The sequence below is a fragment of the Azospirillum brasilense genome (assembly GCF_005222205.1).
Taxonomy (GTDB): domain Bacteria; phylum Pseudomonadota; class Alphaproteobacteria; order Azospirillales; family Azospirillaceae; genus Azospirillum; species Azospirillum brasilense_G.
On the sequence record NZ_CP032346.1, the window covers coordinates 1,359,570 to 1,383,974 of the forward strand.

Genomic DNA, 24,405 nt, shown 5'->3' on the forward strand with positions numbered 1-24,405 from the left:
TATGCGAATGCGTATCATTATCATGGTATGCAGCCGTGAACCGGCCAAGCAACCGCAGTCGGGCTGAAATCACATGACGCTCAAAAGGCAGGACGCCGCGGCGCGCCCGGAACCGGAGACGTCCGGTCCGCGCCCGACGGCTCCCGACACCCAGGAGAACCGCCTGTCGCGTGGCCGTCTGATCGCCGCGCTGGACGCGCTGCTGTCGAAACGGAACGTCACGCTGGCCGCCCGCGATCTCGGTCTGCAGACCTCCGCGCTCAGCCGGCTCCTGGCGCAGATGCGCGAGGAGTTCGGCGATCCCCTGTTCATCCGCTCGGGCCGTGGGCTGGTGCCGACGCCCTTCGCCGAAGCGCTGCGCCCGCGCGTCCAGGCGCTGGCCCGCGGAATCGACGCCCTGTTCGAGCCGTCGACGGCGCGCCCGGCGCTCGACGAGACGTTCGATCCCCGCTGGAACGTGCCGACCGGCATCGAGGCGCCGCCGCTCCAGGTCCGGCCGGCCGGCCTGCTGGACGGACAGCCGTCGCCGGCCCAGATCGACGCCAAGCTGGAGGGAATCGCGCCGGACGCTCCCGCGCAGGACCGGCTGGCCCGTCACATCGGCGTGCTGGGCGTCGCCGGGGGTGGGCACGGGCGCCCGCTGACCGCCGAGGAGGCGGAGGAGGCGATGGCCATCGTCCTGGCGGGCGAGGCCGATCCGGTCCAGGTCGGCGCGCTTCTCGGCATGATGCGGATGCGCGGCTCGACCGCGCCGGAGCTGGCCGGGATGGTGCGGGCGATGCGGGCGCATGTCGCCGCCGGGCTGGGGCGGACGATCCAGACGGACATCGACTGGCCCTGCTTCACCTCGCCCAACTACCACAACCCGCCCTGGTTCTTCCACGCGGCGCGGCTGGTCGCGCAGGCCGGCCACCGGGTTCTGCTGCATGGAAGCACGGGCTGCAGCGCGGCGTCCGGCCGCTACGAGTTCATCGCGCCCACCGTGGGCATCCCGGTCTGCACCAACGCGCGGGAGATCGCCGCGGCGCTGGCGACGCAGCGGATCGCCTACGCGCCGCTGGCCGCCCTGTCGCCGCAGATCTACCGGCTGATCGGACTGCACCGGCTGACCCAGACCCGCTCCGCCGTGTTCGAGGCTGTGCATCTGCTGAAGCCGGCCAAGGCCAAGACCTCCCTGCTGGGCGCGGCGAAGCCGACCTACCGGGAACTGCACCGCGACGCCGCGCGCATCCTCGGCTGGAAGCACATGGCCGTGCTGGGCAGCGTGCGCGACGTCGCCCAGTTCTCGCCCTTCCGCTCCTCCTCCATCCACCGTCTGGTCAACGGCGAGGCGGAGGATCTCATCCTGCCCGCCTGCATGGAGGAGCCGCCGCCGACGCCGCGCCCGCGCGGCACCAGCCTGGAATATTGGCAGGGGGTGTGGACCGGCGCGGTGCGCGACGCGCGGGCCGAACGCATCATCATCGGCACCGCGGCCTTCGCCCTGTTCGCCCTTCCCGGAGCCACTGGGCCGGCCTTCGGCGACGCCCTGCGGCTGGCCGAAGGGCTGTGGAAGGCCCGCCTCGGGCAGGCCGCCGTGGCCGGGCGGAATCCGAGCTGACGTATAAAAGACGTTTGTCCGGCGGCGCGGCCGTATATTGAGAATAATTCTTATTATCGATGTTGCGCCTTTGCAACAGTCCGGCCGCGCGCACCCCCGCCGACGCCTCCGCAAACGTCTGAACAGGCGCTTTAAGTTATTGTATCACTTGAGAAAATGGCGCTCTTGGCGAGGCCTTCGCGGGTCCCGCCGGGGAGCGTCATGGGTCTTCGCCAAACGGCATATCCCTGCATGCGCTGGGGCTGAATGGAGGCGATTTTGCAATTTAGAATTATTCTGAATGATCGCCGTTGAAGGGGCTGCCTCCCCGCTTGGTAGATACCCGCCGCTGATCGGCGCATCCGCCACGACGATTTTTCGGGAGAGCCTCATGTTGCAATCGAATGTCCCCGACCGCCTCCGACCCATCATCGCCGGCGCCGCCGCGACGGCGGGGCTGGCGATGTCCTTCTCCACCCTGGCGACGGTGGCCGAGGCTCAGACGGCCGGAACGGGGGCCGGGTCTGGCGCGGGGACCGCGCCGGGCACCGCGGCCGGCGCCGCCACCGTTCTCGACCCGGTGCGGGTCGGCGCCGACCGTCCGGCCGACACCGGGAACGTGAACGCCAAGCCCACCGGCATCTCCCGCCTGCCCGACACCGTCAAGGACACGCCCCGCGTCGTCAACGTCGTTCCGGAAGAGATCATCGAGCAGCAGCGCGCCACGACGCTGGAGCAGGTTCTGCGCAACGTCCCCGGCATCACCATCTCGACCGGCGAGGGCAACGGCGGCCAGAACGGCGACCAGTTCCGCATCCGCGGCCTGACCGCCCGCGGCGACATCTACACCGACGGCCTGAAGGACTTCGGCGTCTACACCCACGACGTCTTCAACACCGAGACGGTGCAGGTCTTCAAGGGGCCGTCGGGCAACGGCTTCGGCGTCGGCAATTCCGGCGGCGTCATCAACCAGGGCACCAAGAAGGCCGGGCTGGACAAGCGCTACAAGGTCGAGCAGTCGGTCGGCTCCGGCCCCACCTACCGCACCACGGTGGACGTGAACCAGCCGATCAACGAGACGACGGCGCTGCGCATCAACGGCCTGTACCACGACCAGGACGTCGCCGACCGCGACGAGGTCGAGGCCAAGCGCAAGGGCATCGCCGCCGACCTCGGCGTCGGGCTGGGCACCCCGACGACCTGGCACCTGAACTACTCCTACCTCGACGGCGACAAGATCCCGGACATGGGCGTGCCCATGATCCGCGGCCGCGACGGCACGTTCCGCCCGGCGCCCGAGTTCGGCCTCGACCGTTCCACGTCCTACGTCCGCGACAAGGACCGCGACGACACCCACAACCACGTCGTGACCTCGACCCTGGCCCACGAGGTCAGCAAGACCCTGTCCTTCTACAACGACAGCCGCTACAGCCATTACGAGCGCGATTTCGTCTCCACGGCCCCGGCGGCGCTGACCGCGGCCAACAGCACGCTCTTCCTGAACGGCGGCAACCCGGTGATCGCCTACGGCGCCGGCGGCGGCCTGGCCTTCAAGCAGAAGGGCTGGGGCGTCCAGAACGTCGCGGGCGCCAAGGCGGAGGGCACCTTCCTCGGCCTCTACCACAAGGTCAACGGCGGGCTGGACCTCAGCTACCAGAAGGACGAGCGGCGCGGCGGCACCTGGGTCAACCGCACCAACACCCAGACCATCCGCAACCCCAGCCACAACTACCCGGCCAACGCCTTCCTCACCTACCCGGCGACCGGCGTGCGTGAATCGAGCGTCGCCAACACCGGCCTGTTCGTCACCGACCGGGTGTGGCTGTTCGACCAGCTTTCCGTGCAGGGCGGCCTGCGCTGGGATTATTTCCGCAGCACCTTCCGCGCCTCTGACCCGACGGTGGCGGGCGGCAGCGCCAGCACCCGCACGCTCAGCCCGTCGGCCAGCCTGATCTACGAGCCGACCAAGGACGCGTCGCTCTACTTCTCCTACGCGCGTTCCAACAAGCCGATCGGCGTGGACATCGCCGCGCAGCTCACCAACGGCACGGCGGAGACCCCGCGCAACGGGCGTGACTTCGATCCGGAGAAGACCGACCTCTACGAGATCGGCGGCAAGGCCGACTTCCTCGGCGGGCGGCTGGGTCTGAACGGCGCCCTGTTCCAGATCGAGAAGAGCAACACCTACTCGGTCGACCCGGCCACCGGCACGGTCACCGACGGCTTCTCCGAGGCCGGCCTGGGCACCCGCATCCGCGGCTTCGAGGCCGGGGTGAGCGGCAAGGTGGTCGAGGGCTGGAGCGTCTACGCCAGCTACGCCTACCTCGACGGCGAGATCAAGGAGTCGCGGACCAACGCCGCGGTCGTCGGCAACGAGGCCCCGAACGTGCCGAAGCACAACGCCAGCCTGTGGTCGACCTACGAGTTCGCCCCCGGCGTCGTGCCCGGCAAGGTCATGGTCGGCGGCGGCATCCAGTACGCCTCGGAATACTGGGCCGACAGCGCCAACACCGGCCGCGTGCCGGAGACGGTTTCGCTGGACAGCGTGGTGTCCTACGAGATCAACAACCTGTCCCTGGCGCTCAACGCGTACAACCTGACCGACCACCGCAACTACGCCTCGGCCTTCAACGCCTCGCGCGCGGTGCCGGCTTCGGGCCGCACCTTCATGCTGACCGCCGGCGTCACCTTCTGATTCCGGCCAGGCCGGACCGCGCTCCCGGACCATCCGCCGGGGGCCGGTCCGGCCTTCTTCTTCTGCAAAAGGATTCCTCCCCGTGCTTCTGCAAATTCCCGACGTTCTGACCGCCGACGAGGTCGCCCACTGCCGCGCGGTGCTGGAGGCGTCGCCCTGGGTCGATGGCCGCGTCACCGCGGGCTCCCAGGCGGTGCTGGCCAAGAACAACCTGCAGATCCCGGAGGAGAGCGACACCGCCCGCGAGTTGGGTGTGGTCATCCTGAAGGCGCTGGGCCGCAACCCGGCCTTCAATTCCGCGGCGCTGCCGCTGCGCGTCCTGCCGCCCATGTTCAACCGCTACGACCTGGACATGACCTACGGCAACCATGTGGACAACGCCATCCGGGCCATTCCGGGCACCGGCGGCATGCGCATGCGGGCCGACGTCTCCACCACGATCTTCCTCAGCGATCCCGGCGAGTATGACGGCGGCGATCTGATCGTCGAGGACACCTACGGCACCAAGGGCGTGAAGCTGCCGGCGGGGCACGCGGTGGTCTATCCGTCCAGCAGCCTGCACCGGGTGACCCCGGTGACGCGCGGCTCGCGCTGGGCCTCCTTCTTCTTCACGCAGTCGCTGGTCAAGGACGACGGACTGCGGGCGATGCTCTACGACCTCGACGTCGCGATCATCGACCTGCGCCGGGAGCTGGGCGACCAGCACCCGTCCGTGCTGGCCCTGGTGAACCACTACCACAACCTGCTGCGGCGCTGGGCGGAGGTGTGATGGCCCAAGCCATGGGGGACGGCGTAGCCGCCGCCCGGTCGACGGACGGGTTGGGCATCATCGACGTGCAGCTCGCTCTGGGGCAGCAATGCCTCGACCGCGGCGGGGCCGAGCGGGCGCAGGCGGTGGAGTGGTTCCGCATCGCCGCGCGCAGCGGCGACGCCCGCGCCGTCAACATGCTGGGCCGCTGCCACGAGCACGGCTGGGGCGTGCCCGCCGATCCCGTCCAGGCCGCTGCCTATTACCGCCGCGCCGCCGAGCTGGGCGATGCCTGGGCGCTGTTCAATCTGGCCGACCTGCATTGCCGCGGCGTGGGCGTTCCGGCGGACGACGCCGAAGCTTACCGGCTCTACGCCGCCGCGGCCCGCCAGGGCAACGTGAAGGCGCTGAACATGCTGGGCCTGTTCCATGAGACCGGGCGTGCGGTGGCGGAGGACGGGGCGGGCGCCCGCCAGCTCTTTCAGGCCGCCGCGGAGAGCGGGGACTGCTGGGGCCGCTTCAACCACGCCCGCCTGCTGCTCCAGGACGGCCGCACGGAGAAGGCGCTGGCGTGGTTCGCGCGGGCGCTGGAAACCGGCTTCCCCGACTTTTACCGCGGCATGGCCGCCGCCCTGGCGGACCAGCCCGACCCGCGTCTGCGCGCTCTGGCGCGGCGGGCGCGCGAGTTGGCTGAGGGCAGCTGTCCCTCTCCCGTCCCGGGAGAGGGAAGGGGCCCGCGCGAAGCGCGGGAAGGGTGAGGGTACAGCCAAGGATCGGCTCTTTGATACTCGGCTTTACCCTCACCCGCCCGCTTCGCGGGCACCCTCTCCCGTGACGGGAGAGGGGCTTGGCGGCACATGCGTTTGAAGGACACCCGCGATGAGCGTTCCCGCCGACACCGTCTCGCTCTACGACTACGAGCGCCACTTCACCGCCCGCGTCGATGCGGCGACCCGCGCCTACATCGCGGGGACCGGGGCGGACGGCATCACCCGGCAGGCCAACCGCGACGCCTACGACCGGATGCGCCTGATGCCGCGGGCGTTGCGCGACCTGTCGCAGGCCAGCGCCGCCACGACCCTGTTCGGGCAGGCGATGCCCTATCCCATCCTGATCGCGCCGATGGCCTTCCACCGTCTGGTCCACCGCGACGGGGAGCGGGCGACCGCGCAGGCGGCGAGCCTCACCGGCACCTGGATGACTGTCAGCACCCAGGCCAGCGTGACGCTGGAGGAGGTCGCGGCGGCGGCCGGCGGGCCGCTGTGGTTCCAGCTCTACACCCAGCCGCGCCCGGAGGACACGCTGGCCCTGGTGCGGCGGGCGGAGGCCGCGGGCTACCGCGCGCTGGTGCTGACGGTGGACGCGCCGGTCAGCGGCCTGCGCAACATCGAGCAGCGCGCCGGCTTCCGTCTGCCGGACGGCGTCGCCCCGGTCAATCTGGCCGGTCTGGCGCCGGACAGCTTCACCCCAGCCCGGCCCGGCAGCCCGGTCTTCCAGGGCATGCTGCACGCCGCCGCCACCTGGGACACGGTGCGCTGGCTGTGCGCCCAGACGCACCTGCCGGTGCTGCTGAAGGGGATCATGAACCCCGACGACGTGGATCCCGCCATCGAGGCCGGGGCGGCGGGGATCATCGTGTCGAACCATGGCGGGCGGACGCTCGACACGCTGCCCGCGGTGGCGGAGGTGCTGCCGCTGGTCGCCGCCCGCGCGGCGGGCCGCCTGCCGATCCTGGCGGACGGCGGCATCCGGCGCGGCACCGATATTTTGAAGGCGCTGGCGCTGGGCGCCGATGCGGTGATGGTGGGCCAGCCGGTGCTGCACGCCCTGGCGGTCGGCGGCATGGCGGGGGTGGCCCACATGCTGACCATCCTGCAGACCGAGCTGGAGGTCGCCATGGCGTTGAGCGGACGGGCGCGGCTGGCCGACATCGACCGTTCGGTGATCTTCGACCCGCCGCATCGCTGATCGGATTTCCCTCTCCTGTCCCGGGAGAGGGAAGGGACCCGCGCGGAGGGCGGGAAGGGTGAGGGTTCCGGCAAGGATCAGGGCCTTGATCCTCGTGCGACCCTCACCCGGCCCTCTGGGCCACCCTCTCCCGGGGCGGGAGAGGGGAATTGGTGGTCTTTACTGGTAATACAGCGCGATGCGCTGGCCGGCGTTCTCCATCACCTGCGCCTCGACGCCGTAGACGTCGCGGATCACCTCGGGCGTGATGATCACCTCCGGCGGCCCCTGGTGCACCACCCGGCCGTCGCGCATCGCGACGATGCGGTCGGAGTAGCAGGAGGCGAAGTTGATGTCGTGCAGCACCAGAACGATGGTCTTGCCGAACTCGTCGGCGGTGCGGCGGAAGAGCTTCATCATCGCCACGGCGTGCTTGACGTCGAGGTTGTTCAGCGGCTCGTCGAGCAGGATGTATTCGGTGTCCTGGCACAGCACCATGGCGATGAAGGCGCGCTGGCGCTGGCCGCCCGACAGCTCGTCCAGGAAGCGGCCGGCCAGCGGCTCCAGGTCCAGATAGCGCAGCGCGTTGCGGATGTGCACGCGGTCGGCGTCGGTCAGGCGGCCCTTGCTGTGCGGGTAGCGGCCGAAGGCGACGAGGTCCTCCACCGTCAGGCGGGACATGATCTGGTTGTCCTGGCGCAGGATGGACAGGCGGCGGGCCAGCACCTCGCCCGGCGTGGTGGTCACGTCCAGCCCGTCGATCGCCACCGTGCCCGAGGACATCGGCAGCAGGCGGCTGATGATCGACAGCAGCGTCGACTTGCCCGCCCCGTTCGCCCCGATCAGCGAGATCACCCCGCCCGCCGGCAGGGACAGGGACACCCCGTCGACGACGACGGTGCCGTTGTAACGCTTCGTGATGTTCTTGACGTCGATCATCGGGCCGAACCCCGCACCAGGATGAAGAGGAAGGCGAGACCGCCCACGAACTCGATGACGATGCTGAGCGCGGCGTTGTAGCCGAACACCCGCTCCAGCACGAGCTGGCCGGTGACCAGCGTCAGCACGGCGAGGAGCACCGCGGCGGGCAGGATCAGCGCGTGCCGGTGCGAGCGGACCACCAGATAGGCGAGGTTGGCGACCAGCAGCCCGAAGAAGGTGATCGGCCCGACCAGCGCCGTGGACACCGACACCAGGATGGACACCATCACCAGCACCGCCATCACCGCGCGCCGGTGCTCCACGCCGAGGTTGATCGCGGCGTCGCGCCCCAGCGCCAGCACGTCGAAGGTGCGCCGCCACCGCCAGCCGACCAGCGACACCGCCAGCACGACCAGCGCCGACACCGTCAGCAGCTCGACGTCCACCCGGTTGAAGTTGGCGAACAGCCGGTCCTGCACCGTCAGGAACGCGTTGGGGTCGAGAATGCGCTGAAGGAAGCTGGTCAGGCTGCGGAACAGCACGCCGAAGACGATGCCGACGAGGAGCAGCAGATGCAGGCTGCGCCGGTTGTCGCCGCGCCCCGCCCCGTTGAACAGCCACCAGTAGAGCAGGCCGGAGAAGACGACCATCGACGCCACCTCCACCCCGAAGCGCAGCCGCGGGTCGAGCGACGCCACCAGCCCGCTGCCGAACTGGAAGACCAGCAGCGTCTGGATCATCCGGTAGAGATGGTCGAAGCCCATCACCGAGGGGGTGAGGATGCGGTTGTTGGTGATCGTCTGGAACAGGACGGTCGACACCGCGACGGCGTAGCCGACCAGCACCATCGCGGCGATCTTGGTGCCGCGGAAGGCCAGGATGAAGTCCCACTTGCCGCGCGCGCCCAGCGTCATGAACAGCGTGATGGACAGCAGGGTCAGCGCCGACAGGCCGCCCAGGACGACCATCGGCGAGAGGATGCGGCGGTCAGCCGGCATGGCCGTTCCTCCGCAGCAGGAGATAGAGGAACAGGGCGCTGCCGATCACCCCCATCATCGTCCCGATCGGAATCTCGTAGGGATGGATCACCAGCCGCCCGGCGATGTCGCAGGCCAGCACCAGCCCGGCCCCCATCACCGCGACCCAGGGCAGGGACCCGCGCATGTTGTCGCCGCGGACGAGGCTGACGACGTTGGGAACGATCAGCCCCAGGAAGGGGATCATGCCGCAGGTCGCGATCACCGCCGCGGTGGTCATCGACACGATGACCAGCCCCAGCGCCATCACCTTGCGGTGGTCGATGCCCAGGTTGGTGGCGACGTCCCGCCCCATCCCGGCCACCGTGAAGCGGTCGGCCGCCAGATAGGCGACGCCGGTCAGGGCGGCGCTCAGCCACAGCAGCTCGTAGCGGCCGAGCAGGATGGCCGAGAAGTCCCCCGTCTCCCAACCGCGCACCGATTGGATCAGGTCCTGGCGATAGGCGACGAACTCGGTCATCGCCGTGATGACCCCGCCCAGCATGATGCCGACCAGCGGCACCACCAGCGGCGAGCGCAGCGGCACCTGCCGCAGGATCGCCAGGAACAGCCCCGTCCCGGCCAGCGCGCACAGGCTGGCGACGGCCATGCGCCCGAACACCGGCATCTCCGGCGCCAGCAGCGAGACCATCATCATGCCGAAGATGGCCGATTCCGCGGTCCCGGCGGTGGAGGGCTCGACGAAGCGGTTGCGCACCAGCATCTGGAGGAGCAGGCCCGACACCGCCATGGCCGCGCCGGCCAGGATCAGTGCCAGCGTCCGGGGCAGCCGGCTGACCAGCAGGACCTGCGTGGCCTGGTCCGGGGCGCCACCCGGAGCGCCGCCGAACAGCGTCGCGAGGCTGACGTCGCTGACGCCGACGAACAGGCTCCAGACGGCCAGCAGGCCGATGCCCACGGTCGCCAGCGGGAGTGTGGCGATTGGCAGGGTCTTCACGGGTCAGGACTTCTTAGACAGCGCCGCCAGGAGATCGTCCACATCCTGCTGGAGCGCCGACAGCCCGCCGCCGACGATGTACCAGTTGCCGCCGTTCAGATAGACGACCTGATTCTTCTGCCAGGCGGTGGTGCGGCGGACGATGTCGTTGTCGAGGAACTGCCGGGCCGGCTTGCCGTCCTGCCCGATGGCGGCGTCGCGGTCGATCACGAACAGCCAGTCCGGGTTGGTCTCCAGGATGAATTCGAAGGAGATGGCCTGCCCGTGGTTGGCGACCTTCAGGCCGGGGGCGGCCGGCTGGATGCCGAACTCCGAGTGCAGGATGCCGAAGCGCGATCCCGGCCCGTAGGCGCTCATCTTGCCGCCGGTGGTCAGGACCAGCAGGCCCTTCCCGGCATTGCCCGCCACCGCCTTCAGCTCGGCGATGGAGGCGCGCAGCCGGTCCAGCTTCTGCTTGACCTCGGCGGTCTTGCCGAAGATGCGGCCCAGCGTCTCGGCGTTGGCGATGGAGCTGGCCAGGAAGTCGGTCTGGTCGGTCGTCATGTCGAGCGTCGGCGCGATGCGCGACAGCTCGGCGTATTTCGGGGCCGACCGGCCGCCGGCGATGATCAGGCCGGGCTCGGCGGCGTTCACCGCCTCGTAGTCGGGCTCGAACATGGTGCCGATCTTCGCGTAGGACGGCCCGTCATACTTGGCGAGGTGCGGCGGCTTCAGCCCCGTGGGCACGCCGGCGATCGCGACGCCCAGCGCGTCCAGCGTGTCCAGCGAGGTCATGTCGAAGACCAGGACGGGGTCGAGCTTGGCGGGAAGCCGGGTCTCGCCCTGCGCGTGCCGCACCGTCATGCCCTGGGCATAGCCCGCACCGGGCGCCAGGGCGGCGAGGCCGACCACGGCGGCGGTCATGGCGAGGGCGTGGCGTCGGGTCAGCTTCATCCTTGAATCTCCTTCAACTTTGCCGGGACGGCCTATGCCGGAAGGGCGGGCGCACTGTGGTCCGGAATGCTGCGGATCGTCAATGCGAATTGCTCGCATTCGCAGTATGCTTGCCGGGCTTAGCTGAGGATTCATGCTTTCCCTCTCCCGGGGCGGAATAGGAAAAAAGCGTCTCGGGGTCTTGTGGTTCGACATGTCACGATATATCTTGAACCTATCGAAACACAGAGGAGCCTCTGTCATGAGGTTTTTCCCGCATCCATTCTGCGGCCGGACGCGCCGCCATCATCCCGGCCCGCACGGCGATGGACCCCATGGCGGCCCCCATGGCGGCCCCCATGGCGGTGGCCGTCACGCGGCGGAGGGCGGTTGGGGCCATGAGCATCACGAGCGGCGCGGCGGGCGCGGCGGGCGACGCGGCGTCTTCGAGGCGTCGGAACTGCGGCTGGTCCTGCTGAGGCTGATCGCCGACGAGCCGCGGCACGGCTACGACCTGATCCGCGCCGTCGAGGAACTGACCGGCGGCGGCTATGTCCCCAGCCCCGGCGTGATCTACCCGACCCTGTCGCTGCTGGAGGAGATGGGCCACATCGCCAAGGCCGATGCCGACGGCGCGCGCAAGCCCTTCGCCGTGACCCCGGAGGGCACCGCCCAGCTTGCCCAGGACGCGGCCACCGTCGAGGCCCTGTTCGCCCGCCTCGCCGCCCTGGCGACCCGGCGCGCCCACACCGACGGCGCCCCGATCCGCCGCGCCATGGAGAATCTGCGCGCCGTGCTGATGCACCGGCTGGGGCGCGAAGGCGTCGATGCCGACACGGTGCACGCCGCCGTCTCGATCATCGACGAGGCGGCTCAGCGCATCGAACGTCTTCCCTAAATCACCGGCCTGAATCACTGGCCTGAATCACCGGCACCAGACAGAAGGATCATCATGAGACACGCCAGCAGCGTCCGCGTCCCGACCCCGAACGGCAGCCGCTACCTCCAGCAGCTCTGCAAGCACTGGGCGCACAATCTGACGGTGGAGTACACGCCGGAGGCGGGGAGCGTCGTCTTCCCGCACAACGCCCGCGGCGCCGATTGGCCGGGCGACGCCACCCTGACGCTCCAGGCCCGGCCGGACGCGCTGGACTGCCGGCTGGACGCCAGCTCCGCCGAGCATCTGGCCGCCCTCAAGGGAGCGCTGGAACGCCACCTCGACCGCTTCGCCTTCCGCGAGGTTCCGCTGTCCTACCCCTGGCAGGACGAGCCGGTCTGATCCGGACATTCCCCTTTGTCCTTGTTGCGGCAGGGGATTTTGTCACCGGAATGTTCCCCGGCATGTATGGATATGCCTTGAACTCCCCCGCCCGAATACGGGAAGAACCATCCTGAAGGAACAGGGATGGCAGGAGGGGGTAACCATGCCGAAGCGCGGCAATGGGGAGACGGGGCGTTTTTCCGGCTGGCGGGCCGTTGCGGCCGCCTGCGCCGTCGCGGCGCTCGGCGCCTTCGCGCCGGCCGTGTCGGCGGCGGAGCTGTCGATCGTCTTCACCTCGACGATGGCTGACATCGAACCGGTGGAGGGCGAGGGCGGCCTCGCCAACCTCGCCACGCTGCTGCGCACCAAGCGGGCGGAGGGCAACACGCTGTTCCTGCACGGTGGCGCGTCACTGACCGCGGGCGTCCTGTCCACCTTCGACCGCGGTGCCCACATGATCGACCTGCTGAACGAGCTTCAGCCCGACATGATGGCGGTGACCAAGCGCGACCTCGGCTTCGGCAAGGACGAGCTGACGCTGCGTAGCTACGAGGCGCGCTTCCCCTTCGTCAGCGCCACCACCATCGACCGCAACACCGGCAAGGTGATGGAGGGGCTGGAACCGTCGGTGCTGCTCGACACGCCGGTGGGGAAGATCGGCGTGGTCTCGGCGGTCTCGCCGGAACTGACCGTCCAGTACATCGTGCCGGACATCGAGGTGCGTCCGCCCGCGACGATCGCGGCGGAGGCCCGCGCGCTCCGCGCCCAGGGGGCGGAGTATGTGGTCGCCATCCTGGACAATTCCCCGGAGGCGGTGGAGGCGCTGCGCGGCGAGTCCGCCATCGACGCGCTGCTCCAGCTCTCCGCCACCGGCAAGGACGTGCTGGAGGCCGATAAGGGCAAGCTCTTCGGCGTCCATGTCAACGTGAAGGGATCGGCCTTCGTCCTGCGGCTGGACGGCGACGGCAAGGCACCGCCCGCGCTGGCCGGCGCCGACATCGTGCCGCTCGCCGGGCTGCCGCCGGACCCGGCGATGGAAAAGCGGGTCGGCGTCTATCTGGCCCGGCTGTCGGAACTGCTGGACATCAACATCGGGACGACGGCGACCCCGCTCGACACCCGCCGCGCCGCCGTGCGCACCGGCGAGAACGCCTTCGCCTCGCTGGTCGCCGACGCCATGCGCGGCCATTTCAACACCGACGCGGCCTTCATCAACGGCGGCAACATCCGCGGCAACCGCCAGTACGAGGCGGGGACGGTGCTGACCCGCCGCGACATCCAGCGCGAGCTGCCCTTCCGCGACACCATCATCGCCGTGACCCTGCCCGGCAAGGCCCTGCGCGAGGCGCTGGAGGTCAGCGCCGCCGGGGTGGACAACCAGAAGGGCAGCTTCCTCCACCCGTCCAACATGGCGGTGGTCTACGACCTGAAGCAGCCGGCGGGCAGCCGCGTCGTCTCCGTCACGGTGGGCGGCAAGCCGCTCGACCCGGACGTCCGCTATTCGGTGGCCCTGCCCAACTATCTCGCCCAGGGCGGCGACGGCTACGGCATGCTGAAATCGCCGGGTGCCTCCCCCTCCTCTCCCGGGGCCGGCGGCAAGCTGCTGTGGGAGATCATGGCCCAGCACCTGACCGACCGCGGGACGGTGTCGCCCCGCATCGACGGCCGCATCACCGAGCGTTGATGACGACGGAGCCCGCCTCGACCGCGCCGGTCCCGCGTGCGCCCTTCCGGGGCGGCGTCGGGCGGCGCGTCGGGCTGGGCCTGCTGGTCATGGTGAGCGTGCTGCTCGGCGTGTCGGGTGCGGCGCTCTACGACTTGGCGCAGTTCCGGCACGCCCTCTCGGGCCTGTCCAACGGGGCGCTGCCGCGCATCACCACCGGGGCGGTGCTGAACGGCGGCCTGCAGCAGGTGCTGTCGCAGGCGACCCGGCTGGGCGGGGCGACCAGCCACCCCGAGCGGCGGGTCACCCTGGCCGAGCTGACGGCCAACCTGACCGCCGTCACCCGGTCGGCCCAGGCGCTGTCCGACATCGAGGGCGGCGCCACGCTGGCCGGCGTGCTGGGGACGCTCGTCCCGACGCTGGCGGACCTCGACCGGCTGGTCGCCGAGCGCATCGACGCGGCGGCGCGCAGCGACGACGCGCTGGACGAGACCCGCCGCCTGTCGGCGGAGGCCGGCGCGCTGGTCGCCGCCGTGCTGCCGACGCTGCCGCCGGACCGGCTGGGGCCGCTGACCGCCTGGACCAACACCGTCAACCGCGTGCTCAACGAAAGCACCCACGCCGGCAACAGCCGCTTCCAGCGCGAGATCGCGCGCGCCCAGCGGGACGCGGCGGCGGCGCTGTCGGCCCTGCCGGCGCTCCACGCCGGGTTGCCGCCGGAGCAGGCGGAGCGCTTCGCCGCCCTGCACCGGCGGCTGGACACGGCTCTGCTCGGCACCAACGGCCTGCTGCCCAGCCTGATGGAGCGGCAGGCGGCCATCGCCCGCAGCAAGGCGCTGACCAACCAGGTGCTGGTGATGGTCGAGGAGGTCGTGAAGATCTCCCACGCGTTGTTCGAACGGATCAACGCGGCGGCGGCGGACGAGGCGGACGGCCTGTCGGAACTGGCCGCGACGCAGAACCGCATCCTGGTCGGGCTGGGGGCGCTGGGCTTCCTGGTGGCGCTCGGTGTGTATCTGTATCTGCGCCGCTTCCTGACCCTGCGTCTGGTCCGGCTGAACGACGCGGTGCTCGACCGGGTGGAGGGGCGGGAGACGCCGCTGCCCGACGGCGGCACCGACGAGATCGCCACCATCTCCCGCTCGATCCGCCACTTCCTCGACGAGATCGCGCGCCGCCAGCAGCAGGTGGAGGAGGCCCGCCATCGCGCCGAGGAGGCGTCGCGCGCCAAGGGCGATTTCCTGGCCAACATGAGCCACGAGATCCGCACGCCGATGAACGCCATCCTCGGCCTCAGCCACCTCGCCCTGCGCGCCGGGCCGCTGCCGCGCCAGCGCGGCTACCTGACGCGGATCCGCGCCTCGGCCACCGCGCTGCTGGGGATCATCAACGACATCCTCGACGTCTCGAAGATCGAGGCGGGCATGCTGACGCTGGAACGCGTCCCCTTCGACCTCTCCGCCGTGCTCGACATGGTGGCCGGCACCGCCGCCCTCTCCGCCGAGGAGAAGGGGCTCGTCCTGCGGCTGGAGGTCGCCCCCGACGTGCCCACCGCCCTGCTGGGCGACCCGCTGCGGCTGGGGCAGGTGCTCCTCAACCTCGTCAACAACGCGGTGAAGTTCACCGAGAGCGGCAGCGTGGTCCTCGGCGTGAGCGCCGCGCCGCGGGCGGCGGAAAAAGCGGAGATGGAAACGGAAACAGAGCTGCGCTTCGCCGTGCGCGACACCGGCATCGGCATGACGGCGGAGCAGGTGGCCCGCCTGTTCCAGCCCTTCGCCCAGGCCGACAGCTCGACCACCCGGCGCTACGGCGGGACCGGGCTGGGGCTGGCGATCAGCCGGCGGCTGGCCGTCATGATGGGCGGCGGCATCGCCGTGGACAGCGCGCCCGGCCTGGGCAGCACCTTCCATTTCACGGTGACGGTCGGCGTGCAGGACGGCGCCACGGCGGCGCTGCCCGTCCCGGTCGATCCGGCCTTGGCCGATCCGGGGCTTGCGGGCCTGCGGGTGGACGAGCCGCTGCGCGGCCTGCGCGTGCTGGTCGCCGACGACAACGCCGTGAACCGGCTGGTCGCGCGGGAGCTGCTGGAGGACGCCGGGCTGGCCGTCACCGCGGTCGGCAGCGGCGGGGAGGCGGTGCGGCTGGCGCTGGAGCCGGGGGCGGGCTACGCCGCGCTGCTCACCGACGTCCAGATGCCGGACATGGACGGCTTCGCGGTGGCGCGGGCGATCCGCCGCCGGTGCGGTCCCGACCGCCTGCCGATCATCGCCATGACCGCCCACGCCCTGGAGGAGGAGCGGCGGCGCTGTCTGGACGCGGGCATGGACGACCACATCGCCAAGCCGGTGGAGCCGCACCGCCTCGTCGCCGTGCTGAACCGCTGGCTGAAGCCGTTCGGGCGGCGGGAAGCTCTGCCGCCCGCCGAGGCCGTGGAAACGAAGGCCGGGCTTCCCGACAGCTTGGAGGGGTTCGACCTCGCCCCAGCGCTGGCGCGGATGAACGGGCGGGCGCGCACGCTGCGCCGGGCGATCCTGGACTTCCTCGACCGCTACGGCGATGCCCTGGTCCGGCTGGAGCATCTGCGCAGCGCGGGAGACGGGCCGGCGCTGGAACGCTTCGCCCATGGGCTGCGCGGCAGCGCCGGAACGGTCGGCGCGATGGCCGCGAGCGAGGCCGCCGCTGCGCTGGAACTGGCGGCGCGCGCGGAGCGGTGGGACGCTATACCGGCGCTTGTGGCCGACCTGTCCGCCGCGCTGGGTCCCGCGCTGGCTTCGGCGGAAACGCTGCGCGGCCTGGAGATCGCCGTGGAAGGGGTGCCGGACGTTCCGGTGGTTCCGCTCCTCGACCCTGACGGGCTGGGAGAGGCGCTGCGCGCGCTGGAGGAGGCGCTGCGCAGCGGCAGCCTGTCGGCGGCGGCCCGCTTCGCCGCCCTGCGTGGCCTGCTGGCCGGGCGCGGCCATGACGAGGCGGTGGACAAGGTGGGGCGGGCTGTGGAGGAGTTGGATTTCGCCGCGGCCCGCGCGGCGCTGGAACGGCTCACCGCCGCATGGACCAGGGAACGGGACCGGGAGACGACGCCGTGAGCGGTGGTCACATTCTGATCGTCGATGACGACACGGCCAACATCCGCGCGCTGGCCAGCGTGCTGGAGGACCGGCACGAGGTGCGCTTCGCGACCTCCGGCCGCCGCGCGCTGGAGCTGGCCTCCGCCGACCCGCCGGAGCTGGTGCTGCTCGACGTGATGATGCCGGGGCTGGACGGCTACGCGGTGTGCCGGCTGCTGAAGACCGACCCGGCCACCGCCGACGTCCCGGTGATCTTCATCACCTCACTGTCCAGCCCGGAGGAGGAGGCGTTCGGCCTGGAGACCGGGGCCGTCGATTACGTGACGAAGCCCTTCAGCCCGGCCATCGTGCGCGCCCGCGTCGCCACCCACCTGTCGCTGCGCCGGGCCAACCGCAGCCTGAAGGACGAGAACGAGCATCTGGAGGCGCTGGTCCGCGAGCGCACGCGCAAGCTGGCCCAGGCCCAGCGCGAGAAGATGGCGGCGCTGCGCCAGATGGTCGCCGGCGTGGCCCACGAGATCAACACGCCCATCGGCGTGGCGCTGGGCAGCGCGTCCCACCTCGGCGACCGGGTCGCCGCGATGACGGAGCGGCTGGCCGCCAACCAGCTCCGCCGCGCCGAGCTGGAGCGCTTCCTGGCGAGCGCCGGGGAACTGGCCGCCCTGCTGTCCGGCACGATCGCCCGCGCCGGCGAGATCGTGCGCTGCTTCAAGGGTGTGGCGGCGGACCATGGCGGGCTGCGCCAGACCATCGCGCTGAGGCCCTTCCTGGAGCAGGTGACGGAGAGCCTGCGCCCGCAGTGGGAGCCGCTGGGGCACCGCATGGCCGTGGATTGCCCCGCCGACCTGCGCATGGTCAGCAACCCGGCGATCCTGTCCGCGATCCTGGAGCAGCTTGTCCGCAACGCGCTGGAGCACGCCTTCCCAGCGGGGCGGCACGGGCTGGTGACGGTCGGGGCCGCGGCGTCGGGGCCGGACACGGTCCTGCTGTCCGTCGCCGACGACGGCGCCGGCATCGCGGAGGGGAGTGCCGGGCGCATCCTGGAGCCCTTCTTCACCACCCGCCGCGGCACCGGCTCGGTCGGGCTCGGGCTGAACATCGTGGACAATCTGGCGTCGGACCGGCTGGGCGGGTCCTTCACCATCGCCTCGCGCACCGGGGGCGGCACCCTGGCGACGCTGCACCTGCCGGCCCGCACCCCGCCGGATTTGTAGGCGGAATCTGCCCCCTCACTCCGGCACCAGCACCACCCCGCCCGGATTGTCGGTCACCGCGAAGGTCTCGAAATACTCGATCTCCGGATCGGTGCCGTAGCGCCGCCGGATGCCGTCCAGCCATGGCCCCTGATAGAAGCGGTGGGCGTCCTCCCGCCGTTCCCACTGGTAGACGCCCCCGGCGATGCCGCTCCCGCTCCAGATGAACTGCTTGCGGATCAGACCCGGCACATCGCCGAAACCCGGCGCGATCGACAGGAAATGCGCCCGGCACTCTTCCCGTCCGATCGCGGCGGGCAGGCGGTAGCGGACGATGGCGGTGATCATGGCGGCCCTCCATGCGTTGTTTCTCTACTTCATAGGTTGACATTATAACGCAAGGCCGTTGAATATAGTCCATGAAAATCATGTATTCACATTTTTGATAAGTGAATACGTCTCGATCGAAGGACGACGACCATGAGCACGCATCGGAACGGTTCGGGCATATCGACGCTGGCGCCCTCGCGGCGCGGGCTGCTGAAGGCGGCGGCGGCGGGCGCGGTGGCGCTGCCCTTCGCGGGCGTGGCGTCCCGGCTGGTCGCCGCCCCGACGCCGGCCGCGCTGAAGCCGCTGAAGCTCGCCTGGAACACCGGCGCGGTGTGCGGTGCCCCGGTGGCGGTCGCCAAGCACAACGGCTTCTTCGAGAAGCACGGGCTGGATGTGGAGTTCGTCAACTTCGCCGGCACGACGGAGCAGCTTCTGGAGGCGCTCGCCACCGGCAAGGCGGACATCGGCCACGGCATGGCGCTGCGCTGGCTGAAGCCGCTGGAGCAGGGCTTCGACGTGCGCATCATCGCGGGCGTGCATGGCGGCTGCATGCGCCTGCTGGCCGCCAAGAACGGCGGGATCACCAGCCTTGCCGGGCTGAAGGGCAAGACGGTGGCAATCAGCGACCTGTCCAGCCCGGCCAAGCATTTGTTCTCCATCCAGCTCGCCAAGCAGGGGATCGACCCGAACAAGGACGTGGAATGGCGCGTTTTCCCCGGCGACCTGCTGGCCGTCGCGGTCGACAAGGGTGAGGCGCAGGCCGTCGCCCACTGGGACCCGGTGACCTACAATTTCCTGAAGTCCGGCAATCTGGTGGAGATCTCCACCAACCTGTCGGGCGAATTCGCCAACCGCGTCTGCTGCGTGCTCGGCGCGCGCGGCAGCCTGCTGCGCGAGGACAAGGCCGCCGCCGCCGCGGTGACCCGCGCCGTTTTCGAGGCGCAGCATTACTCGGCCGCCAACCCGGTGGAGGCCGCCAAGGTTTACCAGCAATATTCGCCCAAGAGCAGCATCGAGGACCTCGCCGCCCAGCTCAGCAGCCAGACGCACGACCACAACCCGGTGGGCGCCGACATCAAGCGCGAGATCGCCCTCTACGCGGAGGAGCTGAAGAGCGTGCAGGTCTTCAAGCCGGGCACCGACACGGCGAAGTTCGCCGACCGCGTCTACGCCGACGTGCTGGGCTGAGATGAGCAGCCTGGATGACGCCGCGGTGCTGGTGGCGGACCGCCCCGCCGCCCCGCGCCTGTGGCTGGGCGGGCTGGCGGCCAGTGCCGCCTGGCTGGCCGCCGCCGCCCTGACCGCCTTGTGGCCGGAAGGCGAGGAGTGGGTGCGCACCGGCGAATTCGCCAGCCTGCTGGCGGTCGTCGGCGGCGCGCTGGCCTTCGCCGTGCCGCTGCTGCGCCTGTTCGGCGCGGCGGGGGAGCGGCTGCGGGCCGCCGCCCCCTGGCTGGTCGTGCTGGCGCTCGGCGTGATCGGCTGGGAGCTGGTCACCGCCAAGCTCGACCTGCTGCCGCGTCCCTTCTTCGCGCCGCCGCAGGCTCTGCTGGAGGTCTATCTGGACGAGTGGCCGCGGCTGCTGGAATGCACCGTGGCGTCGCTGCAACTGCTGCTGCTCGGCTACGGGATCGGCGCCTTCGTCGGCTTCGTCACGGGGGTGTCCATCGGCTGGTCGCGGGCGGTGGGCTACTGGGTGCATCCGGTGCTGCGGCTGATCGGGCCGCTGCCGGCCACGGCGTGGCTGCCCATCGCCTTCTTCGCTTTCCCGTCGAGCTGGAGCGCCAGCGTCTTCCTGATCGCGCTGGCGACCGGCGTGCCGGTGACCATCCTGACCTGGTCAGGGGTGTCCGGCGTCAACCCGGCTTATTACGACATCGCCCGCACGCTGGGCGCGTCCCCGCGCTTCCTGGTGCTGAAGGTGGCGGTGCCGGCGGCAATGCCGCACGTCTTCGTCGGCCTGTTCATGGGGCTCGGCGCCTCCTTCGCGGTGCTGGTGGTGGCGGAGATGATGGGGGTCAAGGCCGGGCTCGGCTGGTACCTGCAATGGGCGCAGGGCTGGGCGGCCTACGCCAACATGTACGCGGCGCTGCTGGTGATGGCGCTGGTGTGCTCCAGCCTCGTCACGCTGCTGTTCAAGGCGCGCGACCGGCTGCTCGCCTGGCAGAAGGGATTGCTGAAATGGTAGCGCTGGAACAGGAGTTGCCGGCCGGTCTGGAGCTTGAGGTCCAGGGCGTCAGCCACGCCTTCGACCTGCACGGTGCGCCGCTGCCCGTGCTGGATACGGTCGGCCTGCACGCCAAGCCGGGCGAGTTCGTGGCGCTGCTCGGCCCGTCGGGCTGCGGCAAGTCCACGCTGCTGCGGCTGGTCGCCGGGCTGGAGCCGCCGCGCTCGGGCCGGATCCTGGCCGACGGCCTGCCGATCACCGGGCCGCACCCGTCGCGGGTGGTGGTCTTCCAGGACCCGACGCTCTACCCCTGGCGCACCGTCTGGGACAATGTGGCGCTGGGGCTGGAGGCGCAGGGCGTGCTGCGCCAGCGGCGCAACCGCGTGGACGAGGCGTTGCGGCTGGTCGGGCTGGACGGCTTCGCCAAGGCCTATCCGCACCAGCTCTCCGGCGGCATGGCGCAGCGCGCGGCGCTGGCCCGCGCGCTGGTCAACGACCCGCGCCTGCTGGTGCTGGACGAGCCGCTGGGCAAGCTCGACAGCCTGACCCGCATCCAGATGCAGGGCGAGATCGTCGCGCTGTGGCGGCGCGCCGGCTTCACCACCCTGCTGGTGACCCACGATGTGGAGGAGGCTCTGCTGATGGCCACCCGCGTCATCGTGTTCAGCGAGCGCCCGGCCCGCATCAAGGCGGAGATCGCCGTCGACCGCCCCTATCCCCGCCACCGCGACGATCCGGTGCTGGTGGAGCTGCGCCACAAGGCGCTGGAATTGCTGGGCCTTGCCGGGAGCTGGTAGGTGTGGGGGGGCGTGTTGCCCCCTCCCTAACCCTCCCCCGCTGGCGCAGGGGGGACTAATCTCCCTCCCCTGCGAAGCGGGGGAGGGCCGGGGTGGGGGCAACGTCGGATTGGCTTAGCGTTCAAGGAGCGTGCGCTCGACGGCGTTCGCCCCCCAGACCGACAGCGGGATCAGCACCGCCGCCGCGACCAGCAGACCGACGGTCAGGTTGCTGCCGAGAACCCAACTGGCGGCGCGGTGGAACGTCTGCCAGGACGGGTCGGCGCGGCAGGCTTCCACCCAGGCCAGATCGAGGCCCAGACGTTCCAGCCCATAGCCGACGTTGAACCAGGCCAGCGGCTCGCCATGGCGGGTCCAATGCGGCCATTGCGCCATGACGCTCCACAGCAGCAGCGTCGACACCGTGCCGATGGACAGGGTGGTCAGACCGAAGCTCACGGTCGGGGCGAGGCGGGACATCGGGGCGCGCATGGGTCGCTCATGAAAAATCTACTAGTATGATATAGTTTACAGATCAACTGTGTTATTCAAAGCTGTTTTTTGAATTTCACATGTTTGATGATCGGGCGTGCCGTCAGAGCCCTCTTTTAAGAGAATGCGAGTCATTCGCATTTCTATGGACGCTTCGCGTCGTTTCCACGATGATGACCACCGAGCGTGACGCGGGGGCCGGATCGGGCGCCCCGCTCGCCGCCGGGGCAATCCCGGCGCCACGCGGCGGACCGTCCTGAACGCTTGGGTGACTCCTTTGATGACGACTCTCCCTTCCCGGCTGAGGTTCGGGCCGGATGGGCTGCGCCGCCTGGACGTGGCGTCCCGCAGCCTCGCCGGGATCGTCGGCGGCTACGCGCTGGCGGCGGTGGCGGCAATGTTCCTGGCCCTGACGCTTCCGATGCCGCGGGCGGAGGCGGTCTACACCGCCACCATGCTGTCCTTCGCTATCCACGCCGGGGCCTTCGTCTGGGCCTTCGCCGTCCGGTCGCGGCGGGTCTGGCCCGGCCTGCTGGCGCCGACGCTGCTGCTGGGCGGCGGAACCTGGCTGCTGCACGGCCTGCAATCGGGGGCGCCGTCATGAAGGACGGGTTCCGCCAGTCCATGGCGTGGCTGCACACCTGGTCGGGGCTTCTGCTGGGCTGGCTGCTGTTCGCCGTCTTTCTGACCGGCACCATCGCCTATTTCCGGCAGGAGGTGACGGTCTGGATGCAGCCGGAACTTCATGGTTCCATCCCCGACGCGGGGACCGCCGAGCGGGCGGTGGAGCGGATGGGCCAACTCGCCCCCGACGCGGCGCAGTGGACCATCACGCTGCCCGGCGAGCGGTCGCCCGCGGTGTCGGTGTCCTGGCGCCCGGTGGACGCCAAGCCGAACGACCGCGCCGCCCTGAAGCGCGCCACGCTCGACGCCGGGACCGGTGCGGTGCTGGAGCCGCGCGACACGGCGGGCGGCAACTTCCTCTACCGCTTCCATTTCGAGCTGTACGGGATGCCGCGCGAGGTCGCGCGGTGGATCGTCGGCATCGCCACCATGGCGATGCTGGTCGCCATCGTCAGCGGCATCATCACCCACCGCCGCATCTTCAAGGATTTCTTCACGTTCCGGCCGGAGAAGTCGGCGCTGCGCTCCTGGATGGACGGGCATGTGGCGGCGGCGGTGCTGGCGCTGCCCTTCCACCTGATGATCACCTATTCCGGCCTGCTGCTGTTCATGACGATGCTGATGCCCTGGGCGGTCGACCTCGCTTACGACGGCAACCGGCAGGCCTATTTCGCCGAGAGCGGGTTCCGCCGCGCGCCGCCCCCGCCGCGTCCGGCGCCGCAGGTCGCGCCATTGACTCCGGTGGCGCCGTTGCTCGCCGAGGCCGACCGGCGCTGGGCCGGCCGTGGCGGGGTGGGAAGCCTGACCGTCACCAACCCCGGCCGCGCCAACGCCACCATCGAGCTGCGGCCCGCGGAGTCCGACTCCATCGGGCGCGGCGCCGCGACGGAACGGCTGCTGTTCGACGGGGTGACCGGACGGACGCTGGAGGCCCCACCGGCGGAGCCGCAGCCGGCGGCCATGGCGACCGGCAACTATCTGATGGGGCTGCATCTGGCGCGCTTCGCCGGGACGGGCATGCGCTGGCTGTTCTTTATCTCCGGCGTCGCCGGGACGGTGATGGTGGGCAGCGGCCTGATCCTCTGGGTGGTCAAGCGGCGGTCGCAGCGCGGCCGGGCGGACACTTGGGCGGACGGTCCCGAACCCTTCGGGCACCGGCTGGCCGACCGGCTCAACATCGGCGTGGTGGCGGGCCTGCCCCTGGCCGTCGCCGCCTATTTCTGGGCCAACCGCCTGCTGCCGGCGGGTCTGGAGGAGCGCGCGGGCTGGGAGATCGGGGTGTTCTTCCTGACTTGGGCCGCCGCCCTGCTGCACGCCCCCCTGCGCCCGTCGCGGCGCGGCTGGGCGGAGCAGTTGTGGGCCGGGGCGGCGCTGTTCGCTCTGCTGCCCATGCTGAATCTCGCCACCGCCGCCGGGCATCTGGGCAACAGTCTGCCGGCGGGGAACTGGCTGCTGGCCGGCTTCGACCTGACGGCGCTGGCGGTCGGGCTGCTGCTGGGCTTCGCCGCGCGCAAGGTCGGGCGGAACGTCTTTGCCCGCAAGGCCGCGCCGGCCTCTGCGTTGCCCGCTGGGGCTGTCGTGGAGGAACTGACATGATCCTGTCGTCGCTGTGCGTCGCTTATGCGGGCCTGCTCGCCCTGGCGCTCGCCATGGACCGCCATCACGAGCAGGTCTTCGCCCGCCGCCCCTCCGCCCGGACCAGCCGCCTGCTGGGATGGGCAGGATGGCTGGGGCTCGCGCTGTCGTTGCCGCCCGCGGTGATCGGGTGGGGATGGGCGGTCGGCATTCCGGCTTGGCTGGGGCTGCTGACGGTGGCCGCCGCGGCGCTGGTCCTGCTGTTTCCCCACGCGCCGCGGGCTGCCTTGAGGCTCGGCCCGGTGGCGCTGCTCTGCGCCCCGTTCCCTGCACTTCTTGGCTGAGGACGCGGTTTTTCCGCAACGCCGCCTTGCGTCCGGCGCCTGTGCGCGAAGCCGAGGAAATGTTTCACCCTTGTGAAATTATGGATATTCTGCACAACCATGGAATGCCCCCGGCCGTGTGGGCGGACCGCGGCTGACGCAG

Annotated in this window: 22 protein-coding genes; 16 read left to right on the forward strand and 6 right to left on the reverse strand. The window is 70.6% G+C overall.

Features of this window, described 5'->3' with window-relative positions; translation table 11 throughout:
- The first annotated feature begins 73 nt into the window (after nucleotides 1-73).
- From D3869_RS20200 to D3869_RS20220, 5 genes are all read left to right on the forward strand, one after another.
- Complete coding sequence (locus D3869_RS20200; protein WP_137141621.1) at nucleotides 74-1,600, forward strand: glycosyl transferase family protein; 1,527 nt, start codon at nucleotides 74-76, stop codon at nucleotides 1,598-1,600.
- Nucleotides 1,601-1,970: 370 nt separating this feature from the next.
- A complete protein-coding gene (locus D3869_RS20205) occupies nucleotides 1,971-4,274 on the forward strand; it encodes a TonB-dependent receptor (RefSeq protein ID WP_137141622.1) in 2,304 nt (767 codons plus the stop codon).
- 82 nt (nucleotides 4,275-4,356) lie between these two features.
- Nucleotides 4,357-5,043 carry a Fe2+-dependent dioxygenase gene (locus D3869_RS20210; RefSeq protein ID WP_137141623.1) on the forward strand — a complete coding sequence of 229 codons (687 nt, stop codon included), beginning with the start codon at nucleotides 4,357-4,359 and terminating at the stop codon, nucleotides 5,041-5,043.
- Nucleotides 5,043-5,780, forward strand: coding sequence for a tetratricopeptide repeat protein (locus tag D3869_RS20215; RefSeq protein ID WP_247895805.1), 738 nt, complete (start codon nucleotides 5,043-5,045; stop codon nucleotides 5,778-5,780). The genes D3869_RS20210 and D3869_RS20215 overlap by 1 nt, the downstream gene beginning before the upstream one ends.
- Nucleotides 5,781-5,901: 121 nt before the next feature.
- Entirely contained in the window at nucleotides 5,902-6,990 is a 1,089-nt protein-coding gene (locus tag D3869_RS20220) for an alpha-hydroxy acid oxidase (RefSeq protein WP_137141624.1), read from the forward strand.
- Between the two features lie 159 nt (nucleotides 6,991-7,149).
- Here D3869_RS20220 and D3869_RS20225 read toward each other — a convergent pair whose 3' ends face one another.
- The 4 genes from D3869_RS20225 to D3869_RS20240 are packed head-to-tail and all read right to left on the reverse strand — an operon-like array spanning nucleotide 7,150 to nucleotide 10,797.
- Nucleotides 7,150-7,908, reverse strand: a complete 759-nt coding sequence (locus D3869_RS20225; RefSeq protein ID WP_137141625.1) for an iron ABC transporter ATP-binding protein — start codon at nucleotides 7,906-7,908, stop codon at nucleotides 7,150-7,152.
- Entirely contained in the window at nucleotides 7,905-8,888 is a 984-nt protein-coding gene (locus D3869_RS20230; RefSeq protein ID WP_175426533.1) for an iron chelate uptake ABC transporter family permease subunit, read from the reverse strand. Before D3869_RS20230 ends, D3869_RS20225 begins: the two co-directional genes overlap by 4 nt.
- Nucleotides 8,878-9,855: an ABC transporter permease gene (locus D3869_RS20235; protein WP_432613426.1), complete on the reverse strand. Its 978-nt coding sequence runs from the start codon at nucleotides 9,853-9,855 to the stop codon at nucleotides 8,878-8,880. Before D3869_RS20235 ends, D3869_RS20230 begins: the two co-directional genes overlap by 11 nt.
- A 12-nt stretch (nucleotides 9,856-9,867) precedes the next feature.
- The gene (locus tag D3869_RS20240; protein WP_137141627.1) at nucleotides 9,868-10,797 is read right to left on the reverse strand and encodes a siderophore ABC transporter substrate-binding protein; all 930 of its coding nucleotides are present in this window, start codon (nucleotides 10,795-10,797) and stop codon (nucleotides 9,868-9,870) included.
- A gap of 241 nt (nucleotides 10,798-11,038) precedes the next feature.
- Here D3869_RS20240 and D3869_RS20245 point away from each other — a divergent pair, with 241 nt between their 5' ends.
- The 5 genes from D3869_RS20245 (at nucleotide 11,039) to D3869_RS20265 (ending at nucleotide 17,979) form a co-directional block, all read left to right on the forward strand.
- Entirely contained in the window at nucleotides 11,039-11,674 is a 636-nt protein-coding gene (locus tag D3869_RS20245) for a PadR family transcriptional regulator (protein ID WP_137141628.1), read from the forward strand.
- Between the two features lie 54 nt (nucleotides 11,675-11,728).
- Nucleotides 11,729-12,055: a DUF2218 domain-containing protein gene (locus tag D3869_RS20250; RefSeq protein WP_137141629.1), complete on the forward strand. Its 327-nt coding sequence runs from the start codon at nucleotides 11,729-11,731 to the stop codon at nucleotides 12,053-12,055.
- Between the two features lie 145 nt (nucleotides 12,056-12,200).
- Nucleotides 12,201-13,721: a bifunctional metallophosphatase/5'-nucleotidase gene (locus D3869_RS20255; protein ID WP_137141630.1), complete on the forward strand. Its 1,521-nt coding sequence runs from the start codon at nucleotides 12,201-12,203 to the stop codon at nucleotides 13,719-13,721.
- Nucleotides 13,721-16,783, forward strand: a complete 3,063-nt coding sequence (locus D3869_RS20260; RefSeq protein ID WP_247895806.1) for a hybrid sensor histidine kinase/response regulator — start codon at nucleotides 13,721-13,723, stop codon at nucleotides 16,781-16,783. The genes D3869_RS20255 and D3869_RS20260 overlap by 1 nt, the downstream gene beginning before the upstream one ends.
- Complete coding sequence (locus tag D3869_RS20265) at nucleotides 16,780-17,979, forward strand: sensor histidine kinase (RefSeq protein ID WP_175426534.1); 1,200 nt, start codon at nucleotides 16,780-16,782, stop codon at nucleotides 17,977-17,979. Before D3869_RS20260 ends, D3869_RS20265 begins: the two co-directional genes overlap by 4 nt.
- Before the next feature lie 15 nt (nucleotides 17,980-17,994).
- Here the strand turns inward: D3869_RS20265 and D3869_RS20270 are convergent, their stop codons facing one another.
- Entirely contained in the window at nucleotides 17,995-18,306 is a 312-nt protein-coding gene (locus tag D3869_RS20270) for a hypothetical protein (protein WP_137141633.1), read from the reverse strand.
- A gap of 132 nt (nucleotides 18,307-18,438) precedes the next feature.
- On the opposite strand from D3869_RS20270, the gene D3869_RS20275 reads away from it, so the two are divergent.
- The 3 genes from D3869_RS20275 to D3869_RS20285 are packed head-to-tail and all read left to right on the forward strand — an operon-like array spanning nucleotide 18,439 to nucleotide 21,249.
- Entirely contained in the window at nucleotides 18,439-19,476 is a 1,038-nt protein-coding gene (locus D3869_RS20275) for an ABC transporter substrate-binding protein (protein ID WP_137141634.1), read from the forward strand.
- Between the two features lies 1 nt (nucleotide 19,477).
- On the forward strand, nucleotides 19,478-20,473 hold the full coding sequence (locus D3869_RS20280) for an ABC transporter permease (RefSeq protein WP_137141635.1): 996 nt from the start codon (nucleotides 19,478-19,480) through the stop codon (nucleotides 20,471-20,473).
- Nucleotides 20,467-21,249: an ABC transporter ATP-binding protein gene (locus D3869_RS20285; RefSeq protein WP_137141636.1), complete on the forward strand. Its 783-nt coding sequence runs from the start codon at nucleotides 20,467-20,469 to the stop codon at nucleotides 21,247-21,249. Before D3869_RS20280 ends, D3869_RS20285 begins: the two co-directional genes overlap by 7 nt.
- Before the next feature lie 114 nt (nucleotides 21,250-21,363).
- Here the strand turns inward: D3869_RS20285 and D3869_RS20290 are convergent, their stop codons facing one another.
- Entirely contained in the window at nucleotides 21,364-21,720 is a 357-nt protein-coding gene (locus D3869_RS20290) for a hypothetical protein (protein ID WP_137141637.1), read from the reverse strand.
- A gap of 280 nt (nucleotides 21,721-22,000) precedes the next feature.
- Here D3869_RS20290 and D3869_RS20295 point away from each other — a divergent pair, with 280 nt between their 5' ends.
- From D3869_RS20295 to D3869_RS20305, 3 genes are read left to right on the forward strand one after another with little or no spacing between them, the layout of a single operon-like run.
- The gene (locus D3869_RS20295; RefSeq protein ID WP_137141638.1) at nucleotides 22,001-22,324 is read left to right on the forward strand and encodes a DUF3649 domain-containing protein; all 324 of its coding nucleotides are present in this window, start codon (nucleotides 22,001-22,003) and stop codon (nucleotides 22,322-22,324) included.
- On the forward strand, nucleotides 22,321-23,940 hold the full coding sequence (locus tag D3869_RS20300; RefSeq protein WP_137141639.1) for a PepSY-associated TM helix domain-containing protein: 1,620 nt from the start codon (nucleotides 22,321-22,323) through the stop codon (nucleotides 23,938-23,940). Before D3869_RS20295 ends, D3869_RS20300 begins: the two co-directional genes overlap by 4 nt.
- Entirely contained in the window at nucleotides 23,937-24,263 is a 327-nt protein-coding gene (locus D3869_RS20305; RefSeq protein ID WP_137141640.1) for a DUF3325 domain-containing protein, read from the forward strand. The genes D3869_RS20300 and D3869_RS20305 overlap by 4 nt, the downstream gene beginning before the upstream one ends.
- The last annotated feature ends 142 nt before the right edge of the window (nucleotides 24,264-24,405 follow it).

Coding starts and splice junctions, on each gene's coding strand:
- D3869_RS20305 (WP_137141640.1), top strand. CDS start 23,937: ATGATCCTGTCGTCGCTGTGCGTCGCTTATGCGGGCCTGCTCGCCCTG.
- D3869_RS20245 (WP_137141628.1), top strand. CDS start 11,039: ATGAGGTTTTTCCCGCATCCATTCTGCGGCCGGACGCGCCGCCATCAT.
- D3869_RS20295 (WP_137141638.1), top strand. CDS start 22,001: ATGACGACTCTCCCTTCCCGGCTGAGGTTCGGGCCGGATGGGCTGCGC.
- D3869_RS20260 (WP_247895806.1), top strand. CDS start 13,721: ATGACGACGGAGCCCGCCTCGACCGCGCCGGTCCCGCGTGCGCCCTTC.
- D3869_RS20225 (WP_137141625.1), bottom strand. CDS start 7,908: ATGATCGACGTCAAGAACATCACGAAGCGTTACAACGGCACCGTCGTC.
- D3869_RS20290 (WP_137141637.1), bottom strand. CDS start 21,720: ATGCGCGCCCCGATGTCCCGCCTCGCCCCGACCGTGAGCTTCGGTCTG.
- D3869_RS20285 (WP_137141636.1), top strand. CDS start 20,467: ATGGTAGCGCTGGAACAGGAGTTGCCGGCCGGTCTGGAGCTTGAGGTC.
- D3869_RS20250 (WP_137141629.1), top strand. CDS start 11,729: ATGAGACACGCCAGCAGCGTCCGCGTCCCGACCCCGAACGGCAGCCGC.
- D3869_RS20230 (WP_175426533.1), bottom strand. CDS start 8,888: ATGCCGGCTGACCGCCGCATCCTCTCGCCGATGGTCGTCCTGGGCGGC.
- D3869_RS20215 (WP_247895805.1), top strand. CDS start 5,043: ATGGCCCAAGCCATGGGGGACGGCGTAGCCGCCGCCCGGTCGACGGAC.
- D3869_RS20220 (WP_137141624.1), top strand. CDS start 5,902: ATGAGCGTTCCCGCCGACACCGTCTCGCTCTACGACTACGAGCGCCAC.
- D3869_RS20280 (WP_137141635.1), top strand. CDS start 19,478: ATGAGCAGCCTGGATGACGCCGCGGTGCTGGTGGCGGACCGCCCCGCC.
- D3869_RS20270 (WP_137141633.1), bottom strand. CDS start 18,306: ATGATCACCGCCATCGTCCGCTACCGCCTGCCCGCCGCGATCGGACGG.
- D3869_RS20205 (WP_137141622.1), top strand. CDS start 1,971: ATGTTGCAATCGAATGTCCCCGACCGCCTCCGACCCATCATCGCCGGC.
- D3869_RS20275 (WP_137141634.1), top strand. CDS start 18,439: ATGAGCACGCATCGGAACGGTTCGGGCATATCGACGCTGGCGCCCTCG.
- D3869_RS20200 (WP_137141621.1), top strand. CDS start 74: ATGACGCTCAAAAGGCAGGACGCCGCGGCGCGCCCGGAACCGGAGACG.
- D3869_RS20300 (WP_137141639.1), top strand. CDS start 22,321: ATGAAGGACGGGTTCCGCCAGTCCATGGCGTGGCTGCACACCTGGTCG.
- D3869_RS20240 (WP_137141627.1), bottom strand. CDS start 10,797: ATGAAGCTGACCCGACGCCACGCCCTCGCCATGACCGCCGCCGTGGTC.
- D3869_RS20255 (WP_137141630.1), top strand. CDS start 12,201: ATGCCGAAGCGCGGCAATGGGGAGACGGGGCGTTTTTCCGGCTGGCGG.